The following is an 18,845-nucleotide window of genomic DNA, read 5'->3' as shown; positions in this document are numbered from 1 at the left end:
GAACTATGAGGACTCAAGTCCCGATAAACTCTCAAATCTAGCGGTAATTTGTAAACTGCAAAGCTACCGGATAATCTTCTTGCTTCAAGCGTTGAATCACCAACTGCAAATCATCCTTATCCTTAGCAGACACCCGCACTGCATCTCCTTGAATCGAACCTTGAATCTTCTTAAATTCATCGCGAATCAATTTAGTAATCTGTTTAGCGATTTCCTGACTAATTCCTTTTTTAAGTTTAATTTCTTGACGCACGCGACTGCCACTAGCAGGTTCAGCTTTGCCGTAATCAAAAATTTTCAAAGATAAATTCCGCTTGGCGGCTTTAGTTTGCAAAACAGTGTGAATTGCGTCCAGAGTAAATTCGCTGTCCGTATTGATAGTAATTGATTCTGCGCCCAATTCCACGGTAGTTTTGGTATCTTTCAAGTCGTAGCGGCTTTGAATTTCCCGCACAGTTTGGTCAACAGCGTTAACTAATTCTTGCCGATCGAACTCGCTGACAATATCAAAGGAATAACTAGCAGCCATAAATTAGTAATTGGTAATGGGTAATTGGTAGTTGGTAATGGGTAATTAGTAATGAGCAGTTAATAATTAGTCATTAATTAAGCGTCTCTTAACTAATGACTAATGACCACTGACTAATAACAATTAGCCATTAACAGCTCTCAAACTGAAATAGAATAAAGAAACAGTGCAAGAAGAACTAATTGCAAACATGAGCGATCGCGCCAGCGGCACATTCAGAATATAGAAAACCGAAAACAACAACCGGGCGATCGTAAAAGCGATCGCAGCCCAACCTGCCGATTCCGAATCTACCCCCGTCACAAAAGCCATCAAAGCCGCCGCTGAAAACAGCATAAACGTCTCAAACGAATTTTGGTGAGCCCAAGTTGCCCGCTGAGCGTAAGCAGGCAACCTCTCAAACATAGCGCGGGGGGCTGCTTGGTCGTAGCCTAGCTGCAAGCGGGCGAACGCAACCACCAAAAACGGTGCGTAAACCAGCGCAGCAGCAGCAGCAATACAATCAAGCAGAATAACCGACACAGGTAATCCCAACAGCATCATCCGCCTCGCAGTTCAATCAAAATAGAACAGAGTAACTACCTTGCGCTGTTCTTCCGCATCCTGGCAAGTTTTCAGCAAAGTGTGGCTTTCGTGAAAAGCAAAACATATCAGTTGCTGGCAGCGAGAAATAATCTCCTGATTGCACATGGCGCTTGCTTCGGGGAGAGACAAGCTATCATTTTTGGGATTTTCTACCAAATGTATCACTTGTTCGAGTTGGTCGCGAGACTCCCGAGGCTGGCGGCTCATGCTTTGTGGCAAAATCACCGTCAGCAGATTTGGATCTGCTCGCATTGCCCCCCGAATTGCGGCTGAATTGGTGCCTGTAGCGCCAGAAGTGATGAGCTGATTGCCTCCCAGAACTAGGGCGTAGCTCAGCATCTCAATTAGCTGCTGGTGGGTAATAGGAACGTGGCGAGAACCCAAAAGAGCAAGCCGCTTGGAGCTGGTTTGCTGGATCGCCGCAAGTTCTTGTAAAAAATCATCTACTCTGGGTAGCTCAATTGATTGACTCAAAGAATTTATTAAATTAAATAAAACTACGTTGTGGATTTTAGCAGACTCACTAGCCATTGCCGCCAAAAAGAAGTTAAGAATTGCTGATTTACGGGATCAGACTAGAGGATCTGGAGATTTGAGGAAGCCAGAAGGCAGAATGTCTCAAGACATTCGCCAGCCGGAGCTCAAGGTAGAATTCAAGAAAAATTGAGAATTTAAGAATTTTGGCTTTTTATTTATTTAAACAAAAAGTTTTCTCTGCCGAATACCTTCTTCCCTCAGCTCCGGCTCTGTTATTAATGGACTCGATCGCTCAGGCCCAAGGATGCCATCAGACCCTCAAGGTCAAAATGTTCTGCCATTAGCTGAGTAACGCATTCCACCTTGATCGGTTCGTGCAGCCGCACGTTGCCAAAGGTGCTGTCGATAATTTCTACCGTGGTTAAGGTATCCAAATCAACAGACAAAACCGGAATTTCCATTTCTTCTGCCCTGCCAATCACTAGGGGAGAAGGAGGCAAGTGACCTGTCAAAATTAAGCACTGAGTCGAGCTCTCCAGAGCTGCTAGCTGAATGTCGGTGCGATCGCCCCCCGTCACCACCGCCATATTTCTCGCTTTGCGGAAATACTTCAGAGCAGAACTAACATTCATCGCGCCAATTGTCAACGTTTCCACCATCAAGTCCAAACGGTCTCGACGGCACAGCACATCAGCTTTCAATTGGTGCACCAATTCTTTGACGCTGACACTTCGCAGCAAAGCACTTCTCGGCAGCATTCCCAAAACTGGAATACCCGCAGCCTCCAGAAAAGGCCGCACAGTCGCCGTTACCGATTCGAGTTTGTCCGAGGGTACGTCGTTGAGTACCACCCCCAGCAACCGCGAACCCAAACGCTGTTTAGCCGACAGCAAATCGTCTATATAAAGATCGATCGGGCGGGCTACCAACAGCACAGAGGCATCAACTGCCTCAGCGACTTGAGCCAAAGACAAGTCAAACAGACTGCCTTCCTCCAAATTAGCTGGGCCTTCTAACAGCACCAAGTCTCCGCTGGGAGCTTGCAAATATTGCGCTAAAGACTGGCGGTAATCTGTCTTGTCTTCTCTCCGCAAACGCTTGTGAACGGTCTCTTCATCCAAATACAGCAGTGTTGACGGCATCTGGCTTTCTGAGAGCTTCAGCGTCTCTACCGCGAACCGCACGTCTTCCTCCTCGAGCGCAGCTCCCTCGGAGCTGAAACAGGTTCCCAGAGGTTTGCCGTAGGCGACGGCCAGTCCTTTTCCCCGGAGTCCGAGTGCCATCCCCAGGGCGATGGCCGACTTGCCGCTGTAAGCTTTTGTGGAACCGATCAGCAAATATTTAGTCAATTTGGGTACGCCTTCAATCCTCAATTTGCACCTGTCTATTTCAATAAATTTAGTTTTTTCTACAGTATTTCTGAACTGCGACTCAATTTGGCAATACTATTATACTCGATTTTGTCGCTTTTGGGCATATTGTTTTTTTGCGAAAAACTTTTATTCGCCTGTTAGCAACCCTTTTCTTCCTATTCTTTTTACTTGATTTTGGGAAAGCAGTTTTTAAATTGTTTGTTTTATCCGCAGTTTTTGATAATGATTTATCGCCCCGGCTGCCTTTAAAAACCCATTTTAATTATAAAAATTTTAGCCACTTTTTTTATTACTGAACTTAGATAGTGATACCGAGTATTATAAAATCTAAATAACCGGGGAGAAGTTGTGATCTCACTAGAAAAACCTATTGAGAGGGCTTGGTGAAGTTTTTGTTGGGTATATAGCAATTCTAAATTATTTGTGGATTTCTTACCCCTCCCCTTACGAAGGGGAGGGTTGGGGTAAAGTAAAAAAATACGACTCATTTATGATTGCTAGCCTAGGTATTTTGTAGGAATAAAGTCCGGTGTTTGTCAGAGCGTTTTTTCATATAATCGAAAATCGATAGGTTGTATTATTAGTTATTAATTATTAGTGCGATCGCCCGCGTTCAAACCGATCGGTAGCACTGCGAGCAAGAAGCTGCTTAGGATCGGGCTTCTAGCTTCTAAACAAATAAATTGTCGGGCGGCGTGAGCTGGAATTTTGGCAGCTCAAAGGCTGATTCCGATGCTAGCCCGATCGCACTTCAAGGGCTGTAGATTGATTTTCCTTGGGCGGCTCTACAGCGCTTTCCTCTCAGCTACCGAGTCGCAAAATTTGAACGAAATCGGACGGCGCGATTCGCCTAACGGCGATAGCTTCGCTCGCGCGTACTCGCACAGCACCAATGTCCGAAATAGGCTTTTGGGCTTATCGCACAACAAATACAGCAGTTTTCAATTGGATGAAATACAGGTAGGGACTCAGGCAAAGCCTGAGTCCCTACGCGAAATCTGTATCACGCTCAACAGAAAACTGCTGTAGATTTACTTTAGCAATGGGGATAAGTGCTCACCCCCAAAGGGATTATTGAGAATGATCCCACAACTCACTTACTATTTCCGCTTCTCAAATAGGGCTGGCGCACCAATCATGTAATGTTGCCGTCGAGGCGTTACACTATTGGTGCGCCAGTTATAGCGCCCGTCAATCGATTTTAGATTTTAGATTTTAGATTTTAGATTGAAGAAAGCGACCCCACTGATAAATCCGGGGGCTGGCGATCGCGAGCGAGGAGCTTTTTTCTCGATCCGCGAATCAATCCGGGAGCCCCGGATTAAATTGCTTGATTGTCAATTGCGGACTTTCGGGAGTGCGGCGGCGGTGAAAGTTATTCATCCATTCGCATCAGCTTGCGGTAAAACGTTTTAGAAAAATCGACAGTACGAGTCCGCTGAAAAGTCAGGAGTACCTCAATTAAGCAACTAACAAACTCAGAGCTTTGCATAGTCACTTCGTAGCTGAGTTCAGCATTGCCGTCAAACAACACCCGACAGCGGGTTAAGTCGATCGGCAGCGACGAGATATTCCAACTAGCGACAAACGGCACGCTCTCCCCACCGTCAATTTTTCTTGCCCCCTCCAAGCTTTTGAGCTTGTAGAGACCAATAGCGTGCGGTAAAAACTTGCGCCTGGGCTCTTGACAGAAAGGCGCGTAGACTTTCACTTCTTTGTCATCGGCTGGCTTGAGTTGAGGAATAGACATATTTCCACCTCAGACAATTATTACTAACAGATAGTTTAGATCCCCAGAAAAAACTAACAGATATTCCTAGTCGATCGCAAGCAAAAGTCAACCAAAATACTCGATGCAGTACCCGTTTACCAGGGTAGTACAAGCACCGAACCCGCTGGTTGTCCTCCCGTCCGCTTTCGACAAAAGTCCAGAAACTGATACAGTAGATGCTTATATCTAAAATCAAAAACTATTGGTGGTTGAATCAAGTAACCTATGCAGGAGAGTTCTTGGCCAGAAAACGACGCTCGCAGCGAGCTTAACTTGGACATCTCTGATTTAGCTCAAGAAGAGCTCAAGAGTTTGACCTCGCACTCGAAGCTCAGCAAAGTATTTGCTATACCAGACATTGGCGACAGGGTGTTTGACGCGGAAACAAAAGCAGAGCTCCCGGTTGCGGTGTCTGTGCCGGGAACTCCCTCTTTTCCTCAAAATCTGTACCGGGGACGCCGCAGAAAAGCCGCCGCAGTGCTGACGGCGATTTGGGCCGGCACGATCGCCCTGCACTTGATTTCTTGGGGTGCGTGGGTAGTGTGGGGGTTGACGGGACTGCTGTGGATGCAAGCATTTCGAGTTTTGTTTGCTTCGCCCAAGCCCGCACTGCCGCCTCTTGCCGATGAAAGCCGAGAGGATTGGCCTTACGTGTCGCTGCTGGTGGCAGCGAAAAATGAGGAAGCGGTGATTGCCCGATTCGTAGAATCCATCTGCAATGTAGATTATCCGATCGACCGCTACGAAGTTTGGGCGATCGACGATCACAGCAGCGACGCCACGCCGCTAGTATTGGAACAGCTAACCAAAAAGTACCCCCAGCTCAAAGTATTTCGCCGAGGAGCAAATGCCAGCGGCGGGAAGTCGGGAGCACTCAATCAAGTGTTGCCGCTGACTCGCGGGGAATTTGTGGGAATATTTGACGCCGACGCGACGGTAACGCCGGATTTGCTGCGCCGGGTGCTGCCAGTGTTCCATGGAGAAAAGGTAGGGGCTGTGCAAGTCAGAAAAGCCATCGCCAATGCTTCGGTAAATTTTTGGACTCGTGGCCAAGAAGCTGAAATGGCTCTCGACAGTTTTTTCCAGCAGCAGCGGATTGCGATCGGCGGCATTGGAGAATTGCGCGGTAACGGCCAATTCATGCGTCGCACCGCCTTGGAAAGCTGCGGAGGCTGGAACGAAGAGACGATTACCGACGACCTGGATTTGACTGTGAGGCTGCACCTAGACCGATGGGACATTGAATTTCTCGCTTTCCCAGCCGTGTCAGAAGAAGGAGTCACTAACCCTCGCGCTCTGTGGCACCAGCGCAATCGCTGGGCCGAAGGTGGCTATCAGCGTTATCTTGACTACTGGCGGCTAATTTTGCGGAACCGCATGGGAACTGGGAAAACTTGGGATTTATTTGGATTTTGGGTATCTCAATATTTCTTACCTACAGTAGCGCTACCCGACTTTGTGATGTCAATTGCGCTGCGCCGGATGCCGATCGCCAGTCCCATAACTTTTATGACCCTTACATTGTCGGTGGTGGGAATGTTTGTCGGTTTGCGCCGCACTCGCAAAGAGACCAAATTTGACGTTAAAAGAGTTTTTGTCACCTTCCTGCAAACGCTGCGGGGTACTGTGTATATGTTCCACTGGCTGCTGGTAGGGACTGTGACTGCTCGGATTGCGGTACGGCCCAAGCGGCTCAAATGGGTCAAAACCGTCCATCAAGGCGCTGTTAATAGCATCAAGTAAACAATTCGCAAAAAGATCTCGGCACAGTATCGCCGAACGTCCGAAGATTTTCGGAGACAAAAAAACACCAACGCTCGCCAAATATCTCCCCGCCAGAGCCGACAGTAAAATTTGGCAATTCTAGAAAAAAACACTTTGAAACAGCTTAGGTAATAGGTAATCGGCGAGCGGTAATAGCGAATAAGTAATCGGTCATACACAAGTCGAAAAATAAAAGATAAAATCGAGAATTTTTAACTTTTAACTTGACAAAAAACCAATTACTATCTATTAATTATGAATTGCCAATTAGGACGAATTGCTTGTTGCCAACTACCCGTAACCCGTAATTGATAATGGATTTGTTAGAGTACCAAGCTAAATCTTTATTTCGCCAGATGGCAATTCCGATTTTGCCGTCGCAGCAGATTGACAATCCCGCCGACCTCAAAGGACTGAAAATTCCCTACCCCGTTGTACTCAAATCGCAAGTGCGGGCTGGGGGACGGGGCCGGGCGGGCGGTATCAAGTTTGTGGAAAATACGATCGATGCAGTAGCAGCCGCTCAAACAATTTTTAATTTGCCGATCGAGGATGAATATCCCCAAGTTCTACTGGCAGAAGCAAAGTACAACGCTGACCAAGAATTGTACTTAGCGGTACTCCTAGACCCCGTAGCCCGCCGCCCGGTGCTTCTGGGTTCGAGACAAGGAGGTATGGATGTCGAACGGTCGATCGAGCAAATGCAGCAAGTTGCCGTAGATCAAGAATTTTCGCCATTCTACGCGAGGCGTCTCACGCTGAAAATGGGATTGCAGGGAGACTTGATTCAATCGGTGAGCACCATTGTCGAAAAAATGTACAGGCTGTTTGTTGAAAAAGATTTAGATTTAGTAGAAATCAATCCTCTCGGCATCAGTCCGACGGGAGAGGTAATGGCTTTAGACGGTAAAGTGACCGCCAACGACGATGCCTTGGGGCGACATCCAGATTTGGCCGCACTATCGGGAAAGAGGCAAAGCAGGGGGTTGGCACGGGAAAGGAGAAGTCTCCATGCCCCTAGCGATCGCCCCCATTCCTACTCGAAGGTTCAGCAGCAGCCGGAGTTTGACCCCAAATCTAAATCCCCAATCTCCAATTCCGAATCCCTGCAATTAATCGAACTAGACGGGAATATCGCGATTTTGTGCAACGGAGTGGGCCTGACAATGGCAACTCTAGATGCTGTAACCCACCAAGGAGGAAAACCAGCTAATTTTGTGAATATTGGTTCCCTAGACCGCTACGAAGCAGCAAATGCCCTGCGCGATCGCGCGGATTCGGGTCTGGAGTTAGTCGCTCAGGATAAAAGCGTTAAGGTGATACTTGTAAATATTTTGGGCAGCGCCTCCAAGACCGAGGAAATAATCGCTGCAGTAGCCGGCTATTTGGAACGGAAAGCTCGCGCTAACCGCCACATCCAAGTGGTGCTGCGGCTGGTAGAGATCGATGCTGATGCTGTTAAAAAGCGTTTGGGACAGTTGCCGGTGCAGCTAGCTAGCACTTTGGATGAGGCCGCGGCCGCTTCTGTATCCTCCGCCAAGTAGCGGCAGTCGATCGGCAAAAAATGAGATTTCTGTACAGATGAAGGCCTTCTGCTTTTTACAGATCGAGTGTCAAGTGGGAAAAAATGAATTTAACTCCTGAAAGCAAAGTCCTAGTACAGGGCATTACAGAATCTCCCGCGTCCACCCGCGCCGCCCTGATGATGAAAGCATACGGCACGAATGTAGTCGCCGGTGTTAGTCCCGGTCGGGGGGGGCTGGAGGTGGAGGGAATTCCGATTTTTGATTTGGTAGAACAAGCAGTGGCGGCAGTGGGTCACGTTGACACTGCGGTAATTTTGGTAGACGCTTACTCGGTGCTGGATGCTGCTTTAGAAGCGATCGCCGGAGGAATTCGGCAAATCGCGATCGTTACTGGGGGAGTGCCTCCTCTGGATATGGTGCACTTAGTCAGAAAAGCAGAAGCCACCGAAACTTTGGTAATCGGGCCCAACAGTCCGGGGATTATTGTGCCCGACAAACTCCTGCTGGGAACTCACCCCAAGGAATTTTACACTCCCGGCCCGGTGGGAGTGATCAGCCGCAGCAGCACTTTGACTTACGAAGTTGCCCTAGAACTGACGGAGGCTGGGTTGGGACAGTCGATGGCGGTTTGTATTGGCTGCGACGCGATTGTCGGTTCTTCTTTTATGCAGTGGCTGCAAATTTTGGACGAAGACGACAGTACCGAAGCGATAGTTTTGGTGGGGGAAGTTGGCGGGTGGAGTGAACAAGCTGCTGCTTCTTACATCGCCTCGGCGATCGACAAACCCGTGGTTGCTTATCTGGCCGGCCGCTACGCTCCCAAGGGGCCGTCTTTGGGCCACGCCGGCATCCTGATCAGTTCTCGGGCGGCTGCCCAGAAAGCCTTTGGAGTTACGGCCCCAAACAAAATGGCTGCCTTTGAAGAGGCGGACATACCTGTGGCGGCTCGACCTTCAGAGATTCCTAAGTTGCTCAAAAAATTGCTAAAGAAAAATTGATGGCTTTGGGAGTTTTCACAAAAGTCCTAACCCTTTTGGGGGTTGGGATAGGGGTAGGGCGGGGGCGGGTTTGGTCTCAAAAGACTCGGCAGAATGGCACAACAGCCGCTTCAACCCGCCTTTAGGACACATTTATGATGTTTTTACCAAAGCCCTCTGACCGGCGTCACAGGCTGCGGTGCGGGTGCTGGCAAAGGGGCGGCGCGGCGCGGCGCTGGAGGCAGAGTTGTTGGCTGCACGCTGCGGCGAGGTTCGATCGGACTTTCGGGGCGAGTTGTTTCAGTTGTGCGAGTTGTCGATCGCATCACATCTTGAAGCAGGCTTTGCAGAGTTCCGGCTATACTCTGAACTTTCCCAACAGCGGTGCGAAGGCTGGCAACATCTACGTAAACCTCGTTGAGAGGATACTTTTTCAGGATTTCTAGCAGCGATACCTTACCGTCGTCCCCGGCTGCCAGGATCACCGCTGCCCGCAGAGCTTTGCCGCTTTCTGTGCGGCGCTGAGTGCGAATTGCTTGACCGATTTGGTCAGTGATTTTTTCTCCCGGGGTGCTGTAAACTACCCTAGCCAGATTAGCAGGCTTTAAACCGATTTCTAGACCCATGAACCCCCGCAATATTTGCGCGTCCATTTTGGAGAACCGGATAATTTGTTGCAGGGTTGGCGTCGTCGTGCCCTCTTTAGCAAAGTCTTCTAAGTCGCTGACATTGATGGCTTGTCTGATCGGGCCAAATGTGAGGACAACTTTTTCGGCCCCTAATGCTCTACTGCTGCTAGATAATATGCTCCCGCTTGCTCCTAAAAATAGGACAATCCCGATCGATACAAATTTTGTTAATTTCATATTCACCGCTAGATTAAAATTATTTTTTCGAGATTTGTACATTATAGATGCAGCAGTTATATTCTACAAGGTCGCCAGTGTAATTTGTGCCCGCGTCACACCCACAATCTCGACAGAGACTTTTTTGCGATATTGACTTTAAGAATAAGTAACCAACTCTACCCAAATATTTTTGCTTCTATTCATTCTGCTTTCTACCTTCTCGATGTCCAGCCTTCTACATCATATTGCCTTCAGCCTTCTACATAAGTGCCTTATAAAAATTATAGTAATCCCCCTGATGCAGAGGAATTTATTAATTGCTGAAACATAAAGAATTACTTATTATTTCTCTCCTCGACCACTAAATCCCTCTTCCCTCTTCCCTCTTCCCTCTTCCTTCTTCCTTCTTCCTTCTTCCTTCTTGTATATGTTGAAAACCCAGCGCAAATCCAAGAAATCAAAACACAAGCACAGCGAAAAAATAACCGCGCTAAGCAAAAAAGAAGTAGCTGCACAAAAACGCAAAATTTCAGAAAAGCGCAATGAATTGGTGCAGGCGATCGCCCTAAGCTGCTTAGTCAGCGTTGCTGTCAGCATCCCCCTGTTGTTGGTAGCCCGCCCTAAGATTGCTATTGCAGGAGGCGCAGCCGCAGCCATCTTGCTGCTTTCCTACAAATACCCCCGTCAAGCTTTGTGGACTTTTTTAATTTACCTGCCTTTCAGCGGTACAATTACTTACGCAATTGGCGGCGGGAATGCTGCATTTCAATTAGCCAAAGATGCTTTCTACATACCAGCTCTCATCGCCCTAATTCAAAGCTGCAAAAAGAAACAGTTGCCCCTGTTCATTCCCAAACAAATGCTTTCTACCTTTAGCATCCTGTTGATGATGGCAATGCTGACTTTAATTTTTGTCAACGGCGATATGCAGCTCAACCCTATGAAGGGTGAGAAACCAATTCTGCAAGGAATTCTCGGCTTAAAAGTATTGATAGGTTACATACCGCTGATTGGTTGTACCTATTATCTGCTCCGCACTAAGAAGGATTTAGTATTTTTTAGTCGAATGCACATCGTTTTGGCGATAGTTTGCTGCCTTCTCGGTTTGATGCAGTACCTGTTGCTGCAAAGTGGAAAATGTGCGGGTACCCGAGGAATGAGCGGAAACGACTTATATAAAGCAACGCTGCAAGCTAGATGTTTTGTCGGCGGTTCTTTAGTGTTCAGTCCAGAAGTCAAGTTTATCCGCTTGCCGGGAACTTTTGTAGCCCCTTGGCAGTGGGCTTGGTTTTTAATTTCTAATGCTTTTTTAACCTTTGCCTCTGCCTTTTGCGACCCTTCATTCTGGTGGCGAGTTATCGGTTTATTTGGCATGGCATTAGTATTTGCCAATGCAGTTATTTCCGGTCAAAGAGCTGCTTTAGTTCTGGTTCCCGTTGCTACGGCAATCCTGCTAGTTCTCACCGGTCAATTAGTTAATTTAAAACGATTTATTCCCATCGGTGCAGGACTCGCGATTCTGCTGTTTGTCGGTGCAGCAATTAACCCGGAAATTATCGAGCAGCAGCGGGAGAGTTTTGTTAACCGCTGGAAGGCTGCACCGCCCCAGCAGTTTCTCTTTAATCAGTTCGAGCAAAGCCACAATTTTATCATTGACAGACCTCTCGGTAGAGGTGTGGGACGAGCAACTAATTCAACGCGAATATTTGGTGCTACGCAGCTAATTGAAACTTTCCAACCTAAGTTGATTTACGAACTCGGTTATCCGGGAATGATTGCTTTTCAGATCATGGTTTTACACTTGGCTTTTCTAACTTTTAGAGCTTACCGTTCTGTGAAAGACAAAAGTTTGCGGAGTTACGGAGCTAGTTTTTGGGTATTTGTGGGATTTATTACGATCAATCCTCAATACTATCCCCTGGATGTAGATCCAGTGTCGGTGTATTATTGGGTTTTAGCTGGGGCGATTTTAAAGTTGCCCAAAATTGACAAACAGGTGCAGGATGAAAAACCCCAAGAACTTGAGTCAAATGATTTGCAAGTTCACCAGCAATTAAAGGAGAAAAAAATTATTGCATCTGCCCCCATTTGAGAAGAGTTTTGAGTGCTGAGTTGGGTGGATTTTTTCTTGTTCAGTAACCCGCTTTCGATCCAAGGCGATGCAAATATAGCGCGGCGTTCTGGGTTTATCTGTGCTAAAACCCACCCCTACAGCATATTGTGACTCGTAACTTTACTGCGGTTGCCAAACCGGATTGCTAGCATTCAAATCTTTGTCGTTTGTCAATTTAGTCAATGCCGAACCGTCCCGATTAATTAAATACAAGTTGCTTTTGTCTCCTTGGATTTCGTTAAATATAAAAGCAATTTGCTGGCTGTCAGCAGACCAAGCTAATTCTGAAATTCCCGACGGTTTTAGCCGGGTAGCTAGTTGATTTAGCTGGTTCCCGTCAGCATTGATTGTGTAGAGTTTTTGATTATTGAACTCTCCAGCGACGAAAGCAATAAATTTGCCATCCGGCGACCACGAAATTTCGTCGTAGTTTCTGGGTTTTTGGGTGAGGTTCTTGGCTGTCCCCCGGTTAATGTCGAGCAGGTAGATATCTTGCTGTTCCCCTGCTGAATCGCCGGGTTTATTATAATAGTAAGCAATGCGGCTGCTGTCGGGCGACCAAAATAGTTTGACGCTGTAAACCTCATTTTGCGGGTTGTTTGTCAAATTCTTGAGGTTGGTTCCATTGGCATTAATTGTGTAAATTTGCTGTTTCGGATAAGCGCCGACCAGGAAAGCAATTTTTGTGCCATCTGGCGACCACACAAGTTCACTTCCGCCCGATGATATATATTCGCCGGGACTTTTAGTTAGTTTGGTCATTCCCGAACCGTCGGCATTCATTTTGTAGATATTTTTCTCCTTGACAAATGCTACCTGCTGGCCGTCGGGTGAAATGTAAAATTCCGATGAAATTTCTGTTTTAGGCGGCTGTCCTCCTACTTCCAAATTCCTAACTAATTTAGTTCCTTTAATGCCAGAAGTGTTGCTTGTATAAAGTGATTGGCTGCCGGGAGCATCAGAGGTAAAACCGTCGCAAGAACGGGCAAAAACAAGTTTCTGGCTGTTGGAAAACCAAGCTATTTCAAAATTAGCTGCTTTGCAACCAGCCTCAGAAAACTGTTTAGTTAGTCGAGAACCGTCAGCATTGACTGTATAGATGTCGCTGTATCCGCCAACGAAAGCCAGCCGCTGGCCGTTGGGCGACCACACTAGGGGAGCGATAACATCTATATTACGTGTAAGTTCGCGGCGAGCGGAACTGGTAGCATTGACCGCAAATAAAGTGGATCTGTTCTCGCTGCCGCGCATCTGGAGGGCGGTAAACGCTAGTATCCTTGGTTTTTGGGCTGCGGTTGGGGGAGGGCTGTGAAGGCTCAAAAACAAGGTGATTGAGAGTGTTAGGGAGATTAGGCCGATCGCCCTTACCAGCCATAATTTATTCAAACGCATTTTGTTGGTTTATTTGTCGGTTTATCTGTAGTTCACAGTGTTTGTCTGTCGATATGTCGTGACAGCCTCAAACTCTGTTTAATTCTACCAATAATTAGCTCGAACATTTTTTTGCGGGACGGATTCTTGCTGCTGGGCGGCATCCCTAACTCGCAACACATCAAGTTCAAGTCAGTTGCACTCATTGCCAACAATTTTTTCCTCACCTCTTCTTCATTTCCATTTTTAGCTTGTAAACGCAGTTCTTCATAAGTTTCTAGAACATTTCTAGCCGAGAGATTAGCAGGTTTATTAACATCAGCACCACTGGAAATATCCGAAGTTTTTGAGCCAGCAGAAAGCCCTCCCCGCTTGACTTGAGCTTCAAGCCTGGTTAATTTTCGAGCAACGTCCCGCAAGATTTCCTTAAGTTCGCCAATTTCCTCAACTAACCCCCCGCTTGCTTGTTCGGAAGCAGCTAAAATTTCTTTTTTACTCATTTCAGATACTCCTCACACTCGCGCCATAGTTGTTCAAATTCTCTAACTAATTCTCGCGGCAGTTCTCCCTCATTAATCGCCCGTTTTAGCCCGACGCTTTCCCGAATCGTCGATTCTAAAAATCTAACTTCTATGTTATTGTCTTTTGATATCTCAGCGCAAAGTCTCTTTACTTCTCTCATGTAAAACTGAACTTCATTCGTCAGCAATCCTCCATAGGTTTTAGCTTTATTCATAAACACTGCAATCTTGGGAAACGGATAAGGCTCAATCCGTTTCTGGAGCGAGTTTAAAACTAAACTCAATCCCCTCGAACCAAAATAATCGGGATTGACGGGAATCAATATTAAGTCGCAGCAAGAGAGTACGCTGTAGGTGAGGAGACTGAAGGAAGGCGAACAGTCAAAAAGCATCAAGTCGTATTTGGGGAGATTGGGAGAGTTGGCGATTTTGCCGATGAATCTGCGGATGAAGTCTTTAACACTTTTCCCCTCAAATCCATCGATATCCAACCAATACAATTCTTCAACTGAAGGGACAAAATGCAACTGTTCGTCAATCTGATAAATGGTCTCGAAACCAACGGGAAATTTAAAATTCTGTCCTGCTTTTTTAAAGACTTCTAGAGCGTCGTAAATTGTAAGTCTATGCTTGAGAGATTTTTCGTACCACTTACCAAATTTGTCATCTAAATGACCTGTATTTTCGTTAAGTCCGATCGCCTCTGTGAGCGACATTTGCGGATCTAAGTCTAACATCAAGACTTCTAAGTCTGTTCCTTGGGATATAATATTTCCCAGACTCCAAGTGACGGTGGTCTTTCCGACACCGCCTTTAAAGTTGATTACGGCTATTGATTTAGGACTCATGGCTAGTTTTGTTTGGATTTTGCTCAAATATAAATTAAAACATATTGTGTGACTTTGTTCAGCCTGCGATCGCCCACTAGGGTCACGATGTGCCAATTGATATATAAAAATGATATATCATTAACTAAGTAGAACAACTTAAGAAAACAGAAAACCCAGATATTCGATGGCTTTAAGAAATTGGGGATCTAACAAAACATCATGTCACATCAACTAACTCATTTTTTAAAACTGTAGCCGTTGCAACTCCGTACACGCATAACGGAGAGAAGGCAAAGTAATGCGATCGACTCCCTGAGGACATATTTCTCTAGCCAATTTTTGGGCCGCGCTTTTAGCTAGTTCAATCCTCTCTTTTGCACTCATTTTTTTATCTTTATAATCAGTAGTTTCATCACATTCTTGCCCTTCCATAATGTAATAAAACCACGTTTCAATATTTCGGGCTGGCACAAAAATAGCAACTTTCTCATTAGGCAGTCGCGTATCTTTGTTTAAATTACCTGCAGCTTCATCTAACTCTTTATGTAAAGAACGCATTTTATCAGACACGCTATCTTCATCAGCATCAATCATTACTACTACAGCAATATTTCTGTACTTACGTCTTCTATAACTTTTAATAATATCTGGATAATTCTTGACTATCAAAGCATTGTTATTCTTAATTTCTATCCCTTTAGAATTGCCATAGTCTTTAATTTTGTGCTCTTCCAAGCCCCGGCAGATTAGATATTCTCTGATAAATCGCTCTTGGTCAATATCTTCACAGAGAATAGTTACTTCTGGTAAATCATCTCTACTCGTCATAAATCCATCCAAGTTCTATAAGCTTAGCAACTGATAAACCTTCTTCTTCAGTATCAGTAATTCGCCGCACGCGGACAGCTTCATTATCTCTTCGTTCAAACCAATAACCTGAATTGCTTGCTAAGTAATTAATTAATGAGGGGTGATGTGAAATTAACATTGCTTGTGCTTGATTTTCCAGACAATAGTCCATCACCCTACCCCACCAAGGTTTTATTTCCGGTAAAGCCAGGAAATTTTCTGGTTCATCAATACACAAAGTAAAATTATCATCAGGAGAACAATATATTAAGGTGTATAGAGCAATTAAAGCTTTTTGACCGTGCGATAATTCATTAAGCCTATAAGCAGCCTTGCTGGGACGGGTAAAAGATGCTGACAAAATCCTAACATCACCGGATTTAGAATTTTGAAATGAATCAAATCCTTGGATAATCTTTTGTAATTCCAGCGTTAATTTAAGGATTTTACCTTGAGATTCTTGAGATAAATAGCTGTACCAAGCTGCATAATTTGACATATCCCAGTTAGGTGAACTTTCCTCCTTAAGGCTTTCTGATTCCATTATATAAGGATTGATCTGTACAATAAAAAAGTTAGAAATCCGTTTTTTGAACCATGTAAGCTTTAGATTATCAGGCCTCTCGTAAATAAAACCAATGCCAGAACGCGACCAATCAAAGAACGGCAAGAAAGCACCTTCGCGATCGGGATCGTCATTATACAGCCTAGCTTGACCTACAGGCATACCTCTATCCCCTGCATCAACCCAGAAATTAAACAGAGGTTGTCCGTCAAAAGTTAAGCTTTCTAGTCGCATTCTAGGAGGTGCATAGTCTCCTTGATGTTCGATCTCTAGGGTATATTTATAAATGCCACCATTTCCTTGAATATCCAATTCAAATTTTTGAATGTTGGATTTTTGCCATCTTGTTAAATCCTTGCTTGCAAACAAATCTGATACTTTATAATCTTGCTGGGAAGCTTGATCGCCTAAAATAAATTTCTGTAGTTTTCTTAAAACCTCGAAAACGGTAGTTTTGCCCGATCCATTTGAACCCAGAAAGAGATTTAAGCTATCTACTGTCAATTCAAAGTTGACCAGGCATCTAAAATTATTTACATAAATTCTCTTCAGCATAAATTTTATTGATAAACGTTAGGATAATGATCAATTTAAGGGTCGATTAGAAATACATCCGTTCTCCCACAATACTTTGTACTTGCAAAGCAAAGCCAATTAGTTATTTTTATGTCTTGAAATTCGTTAAGCGAAAGGCTTCTTTAAGCAATTCTTAGTTAAGTTCAACGGTGGTTTTCATGGTTCCATCTGCTTAATTGCTTATCTAATTTAGATGGTTCTCATAATTCCTCGGTTATTTACTCTTATTAATATTGCCTTTAAATATAGTTTGAAGTTGACACTAAGGGCTAGCAATTTTGCCAGCCCTCAAGTTGTTTTAGCGTTTCACCAACTTCTTAGAAACCTTCCGCAAGCGAATTGATTTCGGTGTTACTTCCACCAATTCATCCTGGCCGATGTACTCCAAAGCGCGTTCCAAACTCATATCGACTGGTGCTTGCAATTGCGCCAATTCTTCACCGCCAGATGCGCGGTGGTTTGTCAACTGCTTCGACTTGCAAATATTCAGCTCCATGTCTTCATCTCGGTTGTTTTCTCCGATAATCATCCCTCTGTAAACCTTGGTTCCAGGGGTAATGAAAAATACGCCACGGTCTTCAGCATTTTTCAGTGAATAAGTAGTTGCAATTCCTTCTTCAAAGGAAATCAATACTCCGTTGCGACGGGCGATAATTTCTCCACCGAGGGGGCGATAGTCGAGGAAGCTGTGGTTCATAATTCCAGCGCCGCGAGTCAAGCGCATAAACTCGCCTCGGAATCCAATCAAACCGCGAGCGGGGACCGAAAATTCGATTTGGGTGCGGCCGGTGCTGCTGACGTGCATATCTTGCATTTCTGCTTTGCGTTGACCGAGGCGTTCGATGCAGCCACCGACTGCTTCTTCGGGTACGTCTAACACCAAACATTCAAAAGGTTCGCAGGGACGACCGCCGATTTCGCGGAAGATTACTTGCGGTTGAGATACTTGGAATTCGTATCCTTCGCGACGCATATTTTCGATCAGGATTCCGAGGTGGAGTTCGCCACGGCCTGATACGAGGAATTTGTCGGGAGATTCGGTTTCTTCGACGCGCAAGGCGACGTTGGTTTGGAGTTCTCGCATTAGCCGATCGCGAATTTGACGCGATGTTACCAAACTACCTTCTTGACCGCAGAACGGCGAATCGTTCACCGAGAAAGTCATCTGCAAAGTCGGTTCGTCTACTTTGATTAAAGGCAGTGCTTGCGGGTCGTTGGGACAGGTAATTGTCTCGCCAATATACGCATCAGCAAAACCAGCAACGGCGACAAGATTACCAGCAGAAGATTCTGGGATATCAATCCGCTTCAGGCCTTCAAAGCCCATCAATTTGGTAATTTTTGATTTGACAATCGCGCCGCTTTCGGTGATTAAGACTGCTTGTTGACCGATTCTAATCGTGCCGTTGTGGATGCGGCCGATGACGATGCGACCGACGTATTCTGAGTAATCTAAGGTGGTTACTTGCAGTTGTAGTGGCTTGTTGGGGTCGCCTACGGGGGGTGGTACGTGGTCGAGGATTTCTTCAAAGAGGGGCTTCATATCTACCCCTTCGTCTTCGAGGTGTTTTTTGGCGTAACCGCTTAAGCCGGAACCGAAGAGATAGGGAAATTCGCACTGATCGTCGTCAGCACCTAGTTCGAGGAACAGATCCAAAACTTTATCGACGGCTTTGTGGGGGTCGGCTCGCTCGCGATCGATCTTATTCACAAAGACGATCGGGCGCAGTCCTTTTTCTAGGGCTTTTTTGAGCACGAACCGCGTTTGCGGCATCGGGCCTTCGTTGGCGTCTACGATCAGCAGACAGCCGTCAACCATGCCGAGAACTCGTTCGACTTCTCCGCCGAAGTCCGCGTGTCCGGGGGTATCGACGATGTTGATCAGGGTTTCTCCGTACCTGACGGCGGTGTTTTTGGAAAGGATGGTAATGCCACGTTCGCGCTCGATGTCGTTGGAGTCCATGACGCAATCTGGGATTTCTTCCCCTTCGCGGAAGATCCCGGACTGTCTGAGGAGAGCGTCCACAAGGGTGGTTTTGCCGTGATCGACGTGAGCAATGATGGCGACGTTGCGAATGGGAAGACTCATAATGCGTCTGGAACGTTAAACGGATCTAACTAAAGATTTCTTAATAATTGTAGCGCATTGAGTCAAGGGCCGATCGGGCGC

16 protein-coding genes are annotated in these 18,845 nt (G+C 45.9%); 4 read left to right on the top strand and 12 right to left on the bottom strand.

The genetic code is table 11. The annotated features are described in order from the left end of the window. Positions 1–37 precede the first annotated feature (37 nt). The 5 genes from QUA71_RS09250 to ebsA all read right to left on the bottom strand — a co-directional run bounded on the left by QUA71_RS09250 (position 38) and on the right by ebsA (position 4,714). Positions 38–529: a YajQ family cyclic di-GMP-binding protein gene (locus QUA71_RS09250; RefSeq protein ID WP_333284257.1), complete on the bottom strand. Its 492-nt coding sequence runs from the start codon at positions 527–529 to the stop codon at positions 38–40. A 123-nt stretch (positions 530–652) separates the two neighbouring features. Beyond that, positions 653–1,069 carry an MAPEG family protein gene (locus QUA71_RS09245; RefSeq protein ID WP_333284311.1) on the bottom strand — a complete coding sequence of 139 codons (417 nt, stop codon included), beginning with the start codon at positions 1,067–1,069 and terminating at the stop codon, positions 653–655. A gap of 15 nt (positions 1,070–1,084) precedes the next feature. Next, entirely contained in the window at positions 1,085–1,588 is a 504-nt protein-coding gene (locus tag QUA71_RS09240) for a DNA recombination-mediator protein A (RefSeq protein ID WP_190656016.1), read from the bottom strand. Positions 1,589–1,866: 278 nt separating this feature from the next. Further along, positions 1,867–2,964 carry a phosphotransacetylase family protein gene (locus QUA71_RS09235; RefSeq protein ID WP_333284256.1) on the bottom strand — a complete coding sequence of 366 codons (1,098 nt, stop codon included), beginning with the start codon at positions 2,962–2,964 and terminating at the stop codon, positions 1,867–1,869. A gap of 1,375 nt (positions 2,965–4,339) precedes the next feature. Next, positions 4,340–4,714 (bottom strand): type IV pilus biogenesis protein EbsA, encoded by a 375-nt coding sequence (gene ebsA / locus QUA71_RS09230; protein ID WP_006634686.1) that lies wholly within the window; start codon positions 4,712–4,714, stop codon positions 4,340–4,342. A gap of 246 nt (positions 4,715–4,960) precedes the next feature. On the opposite strand from ebsA, the gene QUA71_RS09225 reads away from it, so the two are divergent. The 3 genes from QUA71_RS09225 (at position 4,961) to QUA71_RS09215 (ending at position 9,023) form a co-directional block, all read left to right on the top strand. Continuing rightward, positions 4,961–6,478: a glycosyltransferase family 2 protein gene (locus tag QUA71_RS09225; protein WP_333284254.1), complete on the top strand. Its 1,518-nt coding sequence runs from the start codon at positions 4,961–4,963 to the stop codon at positions 6,476–6,478. A 335-nt stretch (positions 6,479–6,813) separates the two neighbouring features. Beyond that, the gene (locus QUA71_RS09220; protein ID WP_333284252.1) at positions 6,814–8,043 is read left to right on the top strand and encodes a succinate--CoA ligase subunit beta; all 1,230 of its coding nucleotides are present in this window, start codon (positions 6,814–6,816) and stop codon (positions 8,041–8,043) included. Between the two features lie 83 nt (positions 8,044–8,126). Next, a complete protein-coding gene (locus QUA71_RS09215) occupies positions 8,127–9,023 on the top strand; it encodes a succinate--CoA ligase subunit alpha (protein ID WP_006634683.1) in 897 nt (298 codons plus the stop codon). A gap of 143 nt (positions 9,024–9,166) precedes the next feature. Here QUA71_RS09215 and QUA71_RS09210 read toward each other — a convergent pair whose 3' ends face one another. Continuing rightward, positions 9,167–9,868, bottom strand: a complete 702-nt coding sequence (locus QUA71_RS09210) for an alpha/beta hydrolase (protein ID WP_333284250.1) — start codon at positions 9,866–9,868, stop codon at positions 9,167–9,169. Positions 9,869–10,277: 409 nt separating this feature from the next. Here QUA71_RS09210 and hpsL point away from each other — a divergent pair, with 409 nt between their 5' ends. Continuing rightward, positions 10,278–11,942 (top strand): hormogonium polysaccharide biosynthesis protein HpsL, encoded by a 1,665-nt coding sequence (gene hpsL, locus QUA71_RS09205; RefSeq protein ID WP_333284248.1) that lies wholly within the window; start codon positions 10,278–10,280, stop codon positions 11,940–11,942. 141 nt (positions 11,943–12,083) lie between these two features. Here the strand turns inward: hpsL and QUA71_RS09200 are convergent, their stop codons facing one another. From QUA71_RS09200 to typA, 6 genes are all read right to left on the bottom strand, one after another. Further along, positions 12,084–13,349 carry a DPP IV N-terminal domain-containing protein gene (locus tag QUA71_RS09200; protein WP_333284246.1) on the bottom strand — a complete coding sequence of 422 codons (1,266 nt, stop codon included), beginning with the start codon at positions 13,347–13,349 and terminating at the stop codon, positions 12,084–12,086. A 38-nt stretch (positions 13,350–13,387) separates the two neighbouring features. Continuing rightward, a complete protein-coding gene (locus QUA71_RS09195) occupies positions 13,388–13,834 on the bottom strand; it encodes a hypothetical protein (RefSeq protein ID WP_333284244.1) in 447 nt (148 codons plus the stop codon). After that, positions 13,831–14,703, bottom strand: a complete 873-nt coding sequence (locus tag QUA71_RS09190) for a ParA family protein (RefSeq protein ID WP_333284242.1) — start codon at positions 14,701–14,703, stop codon at positions 13,831–13,833. Before QUA71_RS09190 ends, QUA71_RS09195 begins: the two co-directional genes overlap by 4 nt. 225 nt (positions 14,704–14,928) lie before the next feature. After that, entirely contained in the window at positions 14,929–15,513 is a 585-nt protein-coding gene (locus QUA71_RS09185; RefSeq protein ID WP_333284240.1) for a hypothetical protein, read from the bottom strand. Then, positions 15,503–16,654 (bottom strand): AAA family ATPase, encoded by a 1,152-nt coding sequence (locus QUA71_RS09180; protein ID WP_333284238.1) that lies wholly within the window; start codon positions 16,652–16,654, stop codon positions 15,503–15,505. The genes QUA71_RS09185 and QUA71_RS09180 overlap by 11 nt, the downstream gene beginning before the upstream one ends. A 319-nt stretch (positions 16,655–16,973) precedes the next feature. Further along, entirely contained in the window at positions 16,974–18,764 is a 1,791-nt protein-coding gene (typA, locus tag QUA71_RS09175; RefSeq protein WP_333131827.1) for a translational GTPase TypA, read from the bottom strand. Between the last annotated feature and the right edge of the window lie 81 nt (positions 18,765–18,845).

The organism is Microcoleus sp. MON1_C5 (genome assembly GCF_036701875.1).
Lineage (GTDB): Bacteria > Cyanobacteriota > Cyanobacteriia > Cyanobacteriales > Microcoleaceae > Microcoleus.
Note: the sequence above shows the minus strand (reverse complement) of the source record. Positions and strands in the feature narration are given on the sequence as shown.

Coding starts and splice junctions, on each gene's coding strand:
- QUA71_RS09250 (WP_333284257.1), bottom strand. CDS start 529: ATGGCTGCTAGTTATTCCTTTGATATTGTCAGCGAGTTCGATCGGCAA.
- QUA71_RS09245 (WP_333284311.1), bottom strand. CDS start 1,069: ATGCTGTTGGGATTACCTGTGTCGGTTATTCTGCTTGATTGTATTGCT.
- QUA71_RS09220 (WP_333284252.1), top strand. CDS start 6,814: ATGGATTTGTTAGAGTACCAAGCTAAATCTTTATTTCGCCAGATGGCA.
- QUA71_RS09210 (WP_333284250.1), bottom strand. CDS start 9,868: ATGAAATTAACAAAATTTGTATCGATCGGGATTGTCCTATTTTTAGGA.
- typA (WP_333131827.1), bottom strand. CDS start 18,764: ATGAGTCTTCCCATTCGCAACGTCGCCATCATTGCTCACGTCGATCAC.
- QUA71_RS09225 (WP_333284254.1), top strand. CDS start 4,961: ATGCAGGAGAGTTCTTGGCCAGAAAACGACGCTCGCAGCGAGCTTAAC.
- ebsA (WP_006634686.1), bottom strand. CDS start 4,714: ATGTCTATTCCTCAACTCAAGCCAGCCGATGACAAAGAAGTGAAAGTC.
- QUA71_RS09180 (WP_333284238.1), bottom strand. CDS start 16,654: ATGCTGAAGAGAATTTATGTAAATAATTTTAGATGCCTGGTCAACTTT.
- hpsL (WP_333284248.1), top strand. CDS start 10,278: ATGTTGAAAACCCAGCGCAAATCCAAGAAATCAAAACACAAGCACAGC.
- QUA71_RS09190 (WP_333284242.1), bottom strand. CDS start 14,703: ATGAGTCCTAAATCAATAGCCGTAATCAACTTTAAAGGCGGTGTCGGA.
- QUA71_RS09185 (WP_333284240.1), bottom strand. CDS start 15,513: ATGACGAGTAGAGATGATTTACCAGAAGTAACTATTCTCTGTGAAGAT.
- QUA71_RS09195 (WP_333284244.1), bottom strand. CDS start 13,834: ATGAGTAAAAAAGAAATTTTAGCTGCTTCCGAACAAGCAAGCGGGGGG.
- QUA71_RS09215 (WP_006634683.1), top strand. CDS start 8,127: ATGAATTTAACTCCTGAAAGCAAAGTCCTAGTACAGGGCATTACAGAA.